This is a genomic window from Deltaproteobacteria bacterium (assembly GCA_015233135.1).
Taxonomy (GTDB): Bacteria; UBA10199; UBA10199; order JADFYH01; family JADFYH01; genus JADFYH01.
On the sequence record JADFYH010000020.1, the window covers coordinates 1 to 11,913 of the forward strand.

Genomic DNA, 11,913 nt, shown 5'->3' on the forward strand with positions numbered 1-11,913 from the left:
ATCATAGGCGAGGCTCCTTTCTTCTCCTTTTCAAACCAAGAAATCCTCGCCTTCTTTTTATCTCTAAGCAAAATTAAACTTTTCTTACTTTTTGCTCTTTTTTACCCCCAGTAATTAAATGCATCCATATTCAAAATATCACGCAACTTTTTTGAAGAAGTATCGATAAGCCAACCAATGAGATTTTTTAACTCTTTCTGAGGAGCCTCTATGAAGTTCAAAATCACCAAACTCTTACTGTTACTCACTCTAATGGCGAGCAGCAGCGCGGCTTGGGCAGGTATCGTTAACATTCAAGTGACTGGGTCTGATGATCCTGTAACACCCGGAACTTGTCAGAGCGATGCGATTAGAAGCGGTGGCAATGAGATGAATTGTCCTACTCTTCGTAGTGCAATCAATTACATTAATGACCCCACTCATTGTTTACGTGACCCCATCGCTGGCGCCAGTGCGGAATCATTAAGTTATGTCATTAATGTCCCCGATGGATCCATGAGTTTGGGAATTCAAAATATTATAGCCGATCGCAATCATCCTAACGCCAGTCTGGATTTTGGAAGCAACAGCTCCACTCCTATTGGGTGATTTGGACATTGGTTTTACCTGCCATACCCCCACAACAGGAGATGCTCCTTTTGTAACCATTCAAGCACAGGGTCGCCTTACTATTAATGCCAGTTCTATTAATAATAATGGTGATCCAGACCGGATTTTTGACATCCATTATGGCAAAATTCATTTCAAAAATATCACTATTTCCGGTGGAACTATTTGGGCACTTTCTAATGAGGCACGAGGTTCCGACCATGCCGATGACTGTGCTAAAATGAAAACGTGATGGGCGGCGGTTTGCTCATCCATCCCAATGCTGAAGTGGTTTTAGAAAATGTGGTAGTGAGTGGCAATCACGTCACCTGCGGGGGCGGGGGCGGAATAGCAAATTTTGGAAAACTTGGTATTGTCAACAGCAGCATTGATAATAATTACACAGGCCCTGGCACCAGGGGATCTTACAGTCAGCCCATTCGTATTGCGACGCAAGCAGGGCCTGGCGCCACCCCCAGTTACAGTCGTTATGGAATTGCAAATGGGGGAGGCATTTACAATGCTGGCGAGTTGTATGCAGTCAATTCATCCATTACGAATAACCGATCTGGAAATAATGGGGGAGGCATATTTAATGAGGGTTCCGCGGCTTTGGCCTTTTTAAACAATGTTACCCTGCAAGGAAATGAAGCAGCGGGCATTGCAAAATTTATTGTGACTGACGCAGGATCAACGACTGAAAAATACAGACCTCTGGGAGTGGGAGGGGCTGTCCTCAATACCAATGGGGCAGAGATTGTGATTCTTCACTCTACCATTTACCAAAACAAGGCCTATTACAACGCAGGCCTTTCCAACGGGGCGGTGCCTACTTTTGGATATCCGGTGGATAATCGAATGAGTGCTGGGGCTCTTTTTAAAATAGGAAATTCTATTGTAGCCGAAAATACCATTGAATCTTTGAGTTTGGGGGGAACCTTAACCACACCCGCAGGCGGTGAGCCTGGTGTTGCTTTCCCCATAGCAGATACCACCAGCAATTGTTGGGCGATGGATGGTGACAGCAATAAAATAAAATCCCTTCTCAATAATGTTTTTGACAACGAAGGACCTCCAGCTACTGGCAGGTCTACAAATGACTGCGCAAATGCCCTCTCTTATCCTTTTGGAGCAGGGGGTTCTAGCTTTGACTCTTTCAACACCACCGGAGGCACGCCTGTTGGCATTACCGGAGTCATGACTGACGAGGGCACCTCGACCAGTTGTCGTTTAGATTCTGCAGCCGCGTCCCGCGCAAGAGATGCCTATCAAACCCCTGTTGCCCGACGCTGGCTTTCTTACGTTCCAGCAACACCTTTTGATCAGAGGGGTTTTGTGCGAATAACAGGTGCACATGAAGCAGATCTCGGTGCGCGAGAAGAGGGTGCCAATGTTCCTTACCAACTCAGCACGTAAACAGATCGATAAACGTGACTGTTAATACAAGAACATTTGTGCGTAGAGCCTTTGATGCAATTACAGATACCATTGTTCATATTTTCAGTGGAGACAGCACGCCTCCTCCAGCAGGTGATGGTGGCAGTGGAACTGGAACCGATGGAACCCCAGTCCCTGCGGCTGGGACTGCAACTGCAACCCCTGCCCCTGCAGGAGGAGCAGAGATACCAAACAACATTCAGTCAAACACAAACGGTGCCCCCCCACCACCACCAGCACCACCACCATCACCATCAGCCACTCCGGGTGCTGGAAATGGATCTGGATCTGAAACTCCCCCAACAGGACCTGGTTCAGGCGGCAGTGGTGGCTGCTCACTCTCTCTGGTTTCCACCGCAGCAGATTACAGTCTAACCGCTTGGCTGTTCTCTGGCTTGGCTCTGGGTTTGATGAGACGACAACGTAAAAAATAGTGTAATGGAAATTAATCCAAAAGCTGCGCTAGTGCGTCTAGATGCTCTTTCTCCTGTGAGGCCATTAAAGTAAGGCGCAAGCGCTCACTGCCCTTAGCAACCGTAGGATAGCGGATGGCACTGACCCAAAAGCCTTGCTCAAATAATTTTTGTGAAAGTTCGAGGGCCTTTTCGGAAGAACCCATGAGGATAGGAATAATGGGACTTGATATTTGTGAAGCGTGAAACGTGAGACGTGAGGCGTTTAAAACTTTAGAAAAATGATGAATATTCTCCCATAATTTTGCTCTCCGTTCGGGTTCTTGTTCCACAATTTCAATCGCTCTGAGCGAAGCCGCCAGCACGCCGGGTGGAAGTGAAGTCGTATAAATAAAAGATCGGGCCTTGTTGATGAGTAATTCAATCACGTCTGTTGCCGCAGCCACATAAGCGCCAAAGCTGCCTAAGGCCTTTCCGAAAGTACCCATTTGGATTAAATTTTCTTGAAGATAAGAAGGACGGCCATCTGGCCAAATAGCTTCCACCAAGCCTTTGCCATTTTTACCAAAAACTCCAGTGGCGTGGGCTTCGTCCACCATCAGGTAACAATCATATTTTTCAGCAAGAGCTGCAAGATCTTGAAGCGGGGCCAAATCGCCATCCATACTGAAGATGGAGTCGGTAACGATGAGGCGTTTCACCCTCCCCCCAGCCCCCTCCCCTCGAGGGAGGGGGGAATGATATTGTCCACCATCCGGAGAGGAAAGAGAATATTGCCCCCTCTCCCTTGAGGGGAGAGGGTCAGGGTGAGGGTGACAATTGGATTTCAACAACTCTCCCAAATGATTCATATCGTTGTGCCGATACACTTTCGTAGTCGCTTTCGATAAACGACACCCATCGATGATGGACGCATGATTCAATTCGTCCGAATAAATCTCATCTCCCTCCCGCAGCAGCGCAGTAATAATTCCCAGATTCGCTTGATAACCCGAATTAAAAACCAAAGCGGCTTCTGTATTTTTAAATTGGGCAATTTTTTCTTCGAGTTGTTGGTGCAGACTCATAGATCCAGTAATGAGGCGAGAAGCGCCACTGCTGGTTCCAAACTGCTCGGTGGCCTGAATCGCGGCATCTTTGAGACGATGGTCATTCGCGAGACCCAGATAATTATTGGAGGAGAAGTTGAGAAGTTTGCGGCCTTGAAATTCGACATAGGGGCCTATGTCGGAGGAGATGGTTTTGAGAGAGCGATATAAATTATTGGATTGGAGTTCCTGAATCTCCTGAGAAATATTTAGCATGGAAATGAGTTAAGCTATCTTTTTCATCTTGTAAGTTTTTTTATACGCAGGTGAATATTTTTGGATTTGCTGCATCGCTTCCCGATCATAAACTTTTTCATCACATTTCTTACAGGACCAATATTCCATATAGGGAACTATATAAATTATCTATCATCTCGATTGAAATGAGAGATCCAGTGGGTTTTTCAATTACATCCACTGGATCTCTCACTCCGCGATGCTCCGCTCGAGATGACAACCCTCGTTTATCACTAAACCTTGAGCCCTTCGATGCGGCGCCACGGCCTTCAAACCCAAACGCGCCACTAAGACCCGATCGTCTTCCACATCCCGTCCACGCGTCGTCAGATAATTGCCCAGCATGGTCCCCGAAGCACCCGCTTCGAACATCTTGTCTTGATATTTCCTCAGATTCACTTCCCGCCCGCCGCAAACAATAAGATCTTTGCTGGGCATGGCCAAGCGAAGCGCAGAAATAATTTTTAGACAATCGAGAGGTGTGAGTTCATTCACGCCCGCAAAAGGAGTTCCAGGGCGAGGATTTAGAAAATTGATAGGAATAGAATGAGGATCAATCTCTTTGAGCTGCAGGATGAATTCCACGCGCTGTTCCAGACTTTCCCCCATCCCCATAATGCCGCCACAACAGGTTTCGAGACCCAATTCTTTGGCAACTTTTATGGTTTCGACTTCTTCTTCCCAGGTGTGGGATTGGACTACATTCGGGAAAAATGATTTTGCTGTTTCGATATTGTGATGCAGATGCTGCATGCCCGCTGCCTTGAGCCGCAGTAGATCCTCGCGCTTCATAAGACCCAGCGAGGCACAGCTTTCGAGTTTGGTCTGCTCTTTAATTTTCGTGAGGGCATCCACCATAATATCCAGTTCCTGTTTTTTGTTCATGGCCCGGCCACTGGTGACGATGGAAAATTCGGTCCCTCCAAAACTTTCGGCCTCTTTGGCTTTTTCTAAGATTTGATCGGCCTTCATCAGAGGATAAAGGGGAGCCTGGGTCCCTTTAAAGCTCGCCGATTGAGAACAAAAATTACAGGTCTCCACGCAAGCACCCGATTTGGCATTCACGATGGAACAAAAACTCACCTCATTTCCAAAGGCAATTTTTCGAACTTCATTGGCCAGGGGTAAAATGATATTAAAATATTCTTCTTCAGTAGCAAAAATAATGGCCCGAACCTGATCTTCATCCGCCCCTTGGGGATAGAGATCAGCAGCCTGGATAGTTTTGGGAAACATGGATTACTCCTTATAATACAGATCTCAACTTAAGGCCTTATTAGAACTTGCCAAGCTTTGACAATAAGAAATATAGAAATATTTAAGAGAAAATACATAATAACGCATTGAAAAAATCATTCAAAAATGTAATGCTTTTTGTATGGCAAAAACCAATCTACAAATTCGCCTTCCTGAAGAACTCGAAGAACAAATCAGAGAATTTGCTCAGCAATCTAAATCGAGTTTCATTCGCGAGGCCATCCAAGAGAAATTAAAGCGAGAAAAAGATAAAAAACGGGAAGAGCAATGGATCAAAGCTCTTCGTAAAAATCCTGAAGATCCTCAGGAAGCAAAGGCCTGGATGGATATTGAAGCTTGGGGTGAGAAATGAAAAAAGGAGAAATTTGGGAAGCGGATTTAGGCGGAAAAGCAGGAAAAAGACCCGTGCTCGTTTTAACGCGATCCCAAATTATTCCCTATCTTTCTAAAATTGTGGTGGCAGAGATCACAACAAAAGGGAAGGGTTACCCTACACAGATTGACATCCATCTTTCAGCAAACTTAAAAAAACAATCTTTTGTTTCTTCAGAAGCACTACACACTATTCCAAAAGATTGTTTGCTTCGCTACTTAGGAGATCTTCCGGAAAATTTACTCAAACAGGTTAATGAAGCCATTGCTTTTGCACTGGATCTTTCTTGATAATAGCTATGAAAAACACCTCCCCTCCCTTTCAAAAATTTCAGGCATCTGATTTTTCATAAAAAAGTGTAAGAGTTTAAAAAAACAAAGGGTAATTTTTAGTCCTGGGGCACAACAACGGCACGAAACCCGATATCGATACGATCGCTGCGCTCATTAGGTCTGTGGCCTTCCCGACTGGCCGCCCGCGCGTACCCGGCATTATCGCTAAACCAGGAAACACCACGCAGCTCGCGTCCGAACGTTTTCGGATTTAGAAACCCTGCCGTTGTCTCAGCCAGTCCCTCTAAACTATTCCCATACCAACCATTACACCACTCCCATACTCCGTTAATTCTTACACCTAAGGGACTCACTGGAACAGCATCTACATCTTTCGGGCCTTCGTCATAGGGCCTAGCAAAATCAGCATTGCTCCCGTTAGGAGGGTTTCCATCACTGGTTCCATAGTTGTTATTTCGACATGTTCCGGTTTTTGGATCTATCCCCCCTCGTCTCAGAAATTCACTCTCCGCCGCTGCGGAAAGGCGACCAGGAAGACCACTTCTTAATGCACGCCCCAACCAATCGGCACAGCCCAAGGCCTCAAACCAATCGACTTCGGTGGCAGGTTGATTGGGTCTGTCAAAGTTCTTTTCTCTTCTATAGCTTTCGGGAACCCCTCGGACAATCTGCAGCCCGTTGGGGTTGTCTTCAAGATTTACACCTTTAAAACCCGTCACAAACCTTCTTTGACTAAAAAATTCGTAAGCCCTTGGATTATTTCCAGCGGATTCACTTTCAATGATTTCGTCAATATTTCCCTTACTTCCTTCACCCACGTACTTTCTAGCTTCTTCATCGCTAGCAAAGCGCCCAATCACCCAGCAATATGGGTTTTCTCTTTCTGTAGCAATGATTGCAAAGGGTCTGTCTTGCATCGCCTCTCTATAAAGTTCAAAGACTCTATTCGTCACCACGGTCTCGGTCACTTCAAAACCAGGCAGGGTGATTTCTTGAACAGGGCTTTCATCATCATAAGCACCTACATCCTCTCCTCCCATACGGAATCTACCACCTTTTACAGACACTAGGCTCATCAAACTAGCTACAGGGTGGGCTTTGGCAAGCGCTTGAACAGTTTCAGCTTCAAGGCCAGCAATCTCGTGTTCCAATGCGCAAATCACCACACGAGAAGTGCCTTGATCTCTTTCATCCCCTCTTCTTTCTGCAGCAGCCAATCGATTTCGAGCATGTTCCAGATGAGCTTTCAATCCTTCAAGCTCAAACGTCGTTCTTGGACGAGACCTGGCTCCTCCTCCCACCGTTCCCATGGCCAGCATCAATGTCATCCATCTTGTCTGCCGTGCAATCCCTGGGGTTTGACGTGCAAATTCGATGAAGTCGCGAGGTGTGGGGGATTCTACCGTAGGGGCGGCCCTCTGTGGCCGCCCGTTCCTATTTGCGGTCGGGCACGGAGGCCCGACCCTACGAAGAAGATGGGCACCAAAGCCTAGCACCCCATGCCCCGCACAAAAGGCCGTATCCATCACCGTATTCTTAATCAGCTCTCTCCAGTTCAAGGCATCTCTAATTTCTCGCTGCTCCACGGCTTCAAACAAATTGCGATGCAAAATCTGGCGCGATATTTTATTGATTTGATGCCCCGCAAATATCTCTAGCCCTGTTGCCAAACAATTCGTCGCCCCACCGATCAATCTTCCCAAAATAAAACTACCTGTGCTTCCACCCAGCGTATGGCCCAGCACCTCCGCGGCTCCCAGGTTGCCCACGCTGAGTAAATCTTGGGCTTCAAAGTCGGGGGCAACATAGGCTTGATGAGACAAATTGGCCTGGATGCTTCCGGAAAGATATTGATTCACCAGATGAGTCACTGGAATACGAATACAGAATGCCGCCACTCTACCGAGTGCGTTATTGCCGACAAAGGCAATCAAACCTTGCCCCGCCGCCCTTCCTGCAAAGCCCGCGGGGATACCAGCGGCGACTGCAATACCTAATTGTAATGCGAAGGATTCGGTGAAAATCTCATGGTCTAAAAACTCCAAGGTCGGTCGGGCACAGAGGCCCGACCCTACGGAAGAATAGAGGGATGAAAAAATCGAATGCTTAATTTCGTGCAAGGCACCCAAGGCTTGGCTCAAATGGGGAAAGTGAGACGGGCTAATATTTGGCAGGGACGCTTCAACAGGCTGCTGCAATGGATTGTGTGAAGGCAAAGTAAAAAATTGTGAAGTTCTGTTTATTGTTACCATAAGTTTTAATCCTGAAAATTAGCACTTTCTCAGGCTTAAAAACTTATCGGTAGAGGGAGGAATTTGTTGCTATTTTTTTCAAAAAGCCTTCTTGAAAAATATCTATTAATTTCCTAGCCTGATTCTCTATGGCCCGAAAATCCACGATTCAACGCAACACCAAAGAAACACAAATTGAAGTCGATTTAAACCTGGATGGAACAGGAAAATACAAAATCGACACTCCCATCCCCTTCTTCAATCACATGCTGGAGCAATTCTCCCGTCACGGTTTGTTTGATATCACGCTCAAGGCCAAGGGGGACACGCACATTGATTATCATCACACGGTAGAAGATGTAGGCATTACCTTGGGAGAGGCCTTCGAAAAAGCCCTGGGCGATAAGGCCGGCATTAAACGCTATGGCCACTTCAGTTTGCCGATGGATGAAGTCCTCACCAACGTCGCACTGGATTTTTGCAATCGCCCTGCCCTCGTTTTTCACAGTCTGCTTAAGACTGGAAAGATTAAAGATTTTGATGTGGAACTGGTCTACGAATTTTTTCAGGGCTTCACCAACGCCGCCAAAATCAATCTGCATATTAATGTGATGTATGGCCGCAATAAGCATCATATTGTGGAATCGATGTTTAAATCGTTTGCCAAGGCTTGTGATAGGGCGACTCAAATTGACGAGAGAATGAAGGGCGCTTTGCCTTCGACCAAAGGGAAACTTTAATATCGTAAACTGGTAAACTCGTAAACTGGTGAACTCGTAATAATGAAAACCAGTCTACAAGTTCACCAGTCTACCGGTCTGCCATGATAGCAATCATCGACTACGGCATGGGCAACTTACGCAGTGTTCAAAAGGCCTTTGAGCATTTGAACGTCAAATGCTGCGTTACCCACGACCTCAAAAAAATTGAAAATGCCTCCAAGCTTGTTTTGCCCGGGGTAGGTGCTTTTCGCGACTGTATGCAAAATCTGGAAGAGAAGAAATTGATTGAACCTATTTTAAAGGGCATTCAATCGGGCAAACCTTTTTTGGGCATTTGCCTGGGGATGCAGGTATTGCTGACTGAGAGTGAAGAGTTTGGATCTCACAAAGGCCTCAATGTCATTCCCGGAAAAGTGCTGCGTTTTCCTCAAAGTGAAGCACTCAAAGTCCCTCACATGGGATGGAACTCGATCAAGAAACTCCCAGCGGCCAAAGGATCTCCTCTTCAAGACATCGAAGACTCTGCTTACGTGTATTTTGTTCATTCTTATTATGTAGTCCCCGAAGATAAAAAAATAATTTCTACAACCACCCCTTACGGCTTTGATTTCTGTTCCAGCCTGCACCAGGATAATATTTTCGCCACCCAGTTTCATCCCGAAAAAAGTCAGGAAATTGGCTTGAAAATATTGGAAGGATTCGCGCAGACTAAGGAATGAAAACTTTTTTCTTTATTCTCTGCCTTTTACTTCTTATTCCTTTTCCTTTAAATGCCATGGACCGTTTTTTTATCTTGGGTTCTGGAAAAATTCATTTCAGTCAAAATGGGAAAACCCTTGAAGCTCAATATCGCCAGGGAGAGAACTATGATGAAAAGGCCTTAAAAAAAATTAATGCCGTTTACGGAAGCAATTTTGAAAATCCGGCGGAAAGAATGTCTCTGAGATTTTTAGAAGTTTTATCCGCCATCCAGGCCCATTTTAACAATGCCTCTATTTATATTAAATCAGGATACCGAAGCCCCAATACAAACCAGAAACTGAGGGAGCAAGGCAAACTGGCTGCCCAATCGAGCATGCACAAAGAAGCGGCCGCAGCCGATTTTTATTTAGAGGGCGTGAGCGCAGAGGCATTGCGTGACTATGCCCAAGGCCTGGATTGTTGTGGGGTCGGTTATTACCACGGACGTCACATCCATTTAGATACCGGGCCCAAACGTTGGTGGGATGAAAAAACTTCAGGCACCGAAAGCAAAGAGCCTCAGGAAAATGAGAAAATAATTGCGATGACTCAATACGACCTCTATTCGCCTTCTGAAAAAATAAGTTTCGATTTAGCACGTGTAACGAATTTTCCCATCCAGATCAAATCGCTTGGCATTCAGAAAATTGCCCCGGCAAATGTCAAACAGGCTTCCATTTTTTTTGACCTCAAACAGTTTTCCAAAAAAACTTTCTCTTCTGCGAGCGAACTCAAAAACATCGAGATAAAACCCGAAAAAATGCCAACAGGTCGATATTACATTGAAATCAACTTTTCAAATTCTTCATGGAGCAAAATGCCCGCAACCATTTATTCTAACGAATTTGAAGTGAGGTGAAAAAATGATTAATCTTCTCATTTTGGATGAGAACGGCAACTCCATCGTCAGCCAGGATATCGATTGGCTGAAAAGGGCCATACAACAGGGCTACCGTTTCTGGATGGATCTGGACAATCCAGACGAAGAAGACTTTACGCTTCTGGAAGAAAATTTTCATTTTCATCCTCTGCATATCCAGGACATAAAACTCGATTTGGGAGTCCCCAAGATTGACGCCCAGGGCAACTATCTCTTTCTCGTTTTGCACCGCATTTTCTATCATTTAAAAGAAGAACGCTGTGAAGCTCGCGAGGTGGAAATCTTTATTTCCGAAAAATATTTAGTGACCGTTCATGGCCCTAATCTTTCACGCACCTTTAATGTCGCCCGAAATTTAATCCAGCAAAACAGCGAAGAGACCCTGAAAAAAGGCCCTCTCTTTATTCTGTATGCTTTGTTAAAAATGACCTTCAGTGACTATCATCCGCTCATCGAACGTTGTGAAGAAGACCTGGAACATATTGAAACGGAAGTTTTAAAAGGAAATGGAAAGGCAATCCTGAATGAAATTCTGCGATTTAAAAAACTGGTGCTGCTCCTACTCAAAAATTTGATCCCCCAACGAGATATTCTCAAATCTCTTTTGGAGCGATCGATGATTTATTCAAACGCAGAAGCCAAAACCTATTTCAAAAATTTGATTGATCAGATGGATGACTTGCTGCACAGCTTGGAGTCCTTGAGAGAGCACATCAAATCGGTCTTTGAGGTTTATGTTGCCACGCTAACCCTCAGAAACAACGAGGCCTCGCAGCAACTCAATTACGTGATGCAACGCCTCACCATTGCGACCACCATCTTTATGCCCCTTACTTTTATCGTCGGGGTCTATGGAATGAACTTTAAACACATGCCCGAACTGGATTTCCCCTGGGGCTATTACGGAGTTTGGGGATTTATGCTCGCATTCACAATTAGCATGGTGCTGTTTTTCAAGAGGAAGAAGTGGTGGTGATTTGATCAAGCGGCTTTTTTGAGGGCTATTTCTATTTCCAAACCTAGAGAAGAAGCAATTTGATAAAGTTGAACCAGATTTTTTTTAGCAAGAGACTTTAATAAAGTATGAATTTTAGTTTTGGATAAATTATTTTTCAGATCAATTTTTTTCCCAGAAATCTTTTTTTCTAAGAGTAATTTTATTTTGGCGACGATAATTTCCATCTGATTTTGAATCATGTACTCAGGGTCTTTTACGATCGCCAGGGCTTGATCATAAGGCATATAATTTGTTTCTCCATTATTGAGTAAAAAACCAACGCTCTTTCCCCTGGTTTCTGCATCTACCCAAATGCGTTCAATAGGAATCCTGATACCCAATGATTCATAAGTAATACTGATTTTTTTGTCAGAAGAATAAGTCAGATGAATAAGCTTTTTTTTATTATCTGCTTCCACAGATTTAATTTTCAGATCTTTCATATACTTATTTCCTTCGAGATTTCTTTTAAAATTTTCTCCAGTTTTTTATTCAAGGTTCCACTCAAAACAAGCAACTCAGGGACCTGAATTTTGGCAATTTCCTTACCATTTTTGTAAACATGCACATGCTTCGGCAAATGATCTCCTATCCACCATTCAATTAAATATCCACCTCTTCGAATTCTTCCCATAATTTAACTCAATCGGCGATCT

General features: G+C 44.8%; 15 protein-coding genes. 10 read left to right on the forward strand and 5 right to left on the reverse strand.

Annotated features, from left to right (window positions below):
• Positions 1-210 precede the first annotated feature (210 nt).
• Genes HQM15_07605 through HQM15_07620 form a run of 4 tightly spaced genes read left to right on the forward strand, consistent with a single transcriptional unit; the run spans position 211 to position 2,459 of the window.
• Complete coding sequence (locus HQM15_07605) at positions 211-588, forward strand: hypothetical protein (GenBank protein MBF0492629.1); 378 nt, start codon at positions 211-213, stop codon at positions 586-588.
• On the forward strand, positions 557-841 hold the full coding sequence (locus HQM15_07610) for a hypothetical protein (protein MBF0492630.1): 285 nt from the start codon (positions 557-559) through the stop codon (positions 839-841). The genes HQM15_07605 and HQM15_07610 overlap by 32 nt, the downstream gene beginning before the upstream one ends.
• Entirely contained in the window at positions 841-2,004 is a 1,164-nt protein-coding gene (locus HQM15_07615) for a hypothetical protein (protein ID MBF0492631.1), read from the forward strand. Before HQM15_07610 ends, HQM15_07615 begins: the two co-directional genes overlap by 1 nt.
• A gap of 38 nt (positions 2,005-2,042) precedes the next feature.
• On the forward strand, positions 2,043-2,459 hold the full coding sequence (locus HQM15_07620) for a hypothetical protein (protein MBF0492632.1): 417 nt from the start codon (positions 2,043-2,045) through the stop codon (positions 2,457-2,459).
• An 11-nt stretch (positions 2,460-2,470) separates the two neighbouring features.
• Here the strand turns inward: HQM15_07620 and HQM15_07625 are convergent, their stop codons facing one another.
• Positions 2,471-3,742: an 8-amino-7-oxononanoate synthase gene (locus HQM15_07625; protein MBF0492633.1), complete on the reverse strand. Its 1,272-nt coding sequence runs from the start codon at positions 3,740-3,742 to the stop codon at positions 2,471-2,473.
• A gap of 210 nt (positions 3,743-3,952) precedes the next feature.
• Positions 3,953-4,999, reverse strand: coding sequence for a biotin synthase BioB (bioB, locus tag HQM15_07630; GenBank protein MBF0492634.1), 1,047 nt, complete (start codon positions 4,997-4,999; stop codon positions 3,953-3,955).
• Positions 5,000-5,141: 142 nt separating this feature from the next.
• Here bioB and HQM15_07635 point away from each other — a divergent pair, with 142 nt between their 5' ends.
• Together HQM15_07635 and HQM15_07640 are read left to right on the forward strand one after the other, a co-directional pair.
• Entirely contained in the window at positions 5,142-5,372 is a 231-nt protein-coding gene (locus tag HQM15_07635) for a ribbon-helix-helix protein, CopG family (GenBank protein MBF0492635.1), read from the forward strand.
• Positions 5,369-5,683 carry a type II toxin-antitoxin system PemK/MazF family toxin gene (locus HQM15_07640; protein ID MBF0492636.1) on the forward strand — a complete coding sequence of 105 codons (315 nt, stop codon included), beginning with the start codon at positions 5,369-5,371 and terminating at the stop codon, positions 5,681-5,683. The genes HQM15_07635 and HQM15_07640 overlap by 4 nt, the downstream gene beginning before the upstream one ends.
• A gap of 98 nt (positions 5,684-5,781) precedes the next feature.
• Here HQM15_07640 and HQM15_07645 read toward each other — a convergent pair whose 3' ends face one another.
• Complete coding sequence (locus tag HQM15_07645; protein MBF0492637.1) at positions 5,782-7,938, reverse strand: SUMF1/EgtB/PvdO family nonheme iron enzyme; 2,157 nt, start codon at positions 7,936-7,938, stop codon at positions 5,782-5,784.
• A gap of 128 nt (positions 7,939-8,066) precedes the next feature.
• Between HQM15_07645 and hisB the strand changes: the two genes are divergently transcribed.
• From hisB to corA, 4 genes are all read left to right on the forward strand, one after another.
• Positions 8,067-8,657 carry an imidazoleglycerol-phosphate dehydratase HisB gene (gene hisB / locus HQM15_07650; protein MBF0492638.1) on the forward strand — a complete coding sequence of 197 codons (591 nt, stop codon included), beginning with the start codon at positions 8,067-8,069 and terminating at the stop codon, positions 8,655-8,657.
• An 83-nt stretch (positions 8,658-8,740) separates the two neighbouring features.
• Positions 8,741-9,358: an imidazole glycerol phosphate synthase subunit HisH gene (gene hisH, locus HQM15_07655; GenBank protein ID MBF0492639.1), complete on the forward strand. Its 618-nt coding sequence runs from the start codon at positions 8,741-8,743 to the stop codon at positions 9,356-9,358.
• Complete coding sequence (locus HQM15_07660) at positions 9,355-10,239, forward strand: DUF882 domain-containing protein (GenBank protein MBF0492640.1); 885 nt, start codon at positions 9,355-9,357, stop codon at positions 10,237-10,239. The genes hisH and HQM15_07660 overlap by 4 nt, the downstream gene beginning before the upstream one ends.
• Positions 10,240-10,243: 4 nt before the next feature.
• Entirely contained in the window at positions 10,244-11,236 is a 993-nt protein-coding gene (corA, locus tag HQM15_07665; protein ID MBF0492641.1) for a magnesium/cobalt transporter CorA, read from the forward strand.
• 5 nt (positions 11,237-11,241) lie between these two features.
• On the opposite strand, the gene HQM15_07670 is transcribed toward corA, so the two are convergent.
• Together HQM15_07670 and HQM15_07675 are read right to left on the reverse strand one after the other, a co-directional pair.
• A complete protein-coding gene (locus tag HQM15_07670) occupies positions 11,242-11,700 on the reverse strand; it encodes a hypothetical protein (GenBank protein MBF0492642.1) in 459 nt (152 codons plus the stop codon).
• A complete protein-coding gene (locus HQM15_07675; GenBank protein MBF0492643.1) occupies positions 11,697-11,891 on the reverse strand; it encodes a DUF4160 domain-containing protein in 195 nt (64 codons plus the stop codon). The genes HQM15_07670 and HQM15_07675 overlap by 4 nt, the downstream gene beginning before the upstream one ends.
• Positions 11,892-11,913 lie beyond the last annotated feature (22 nt).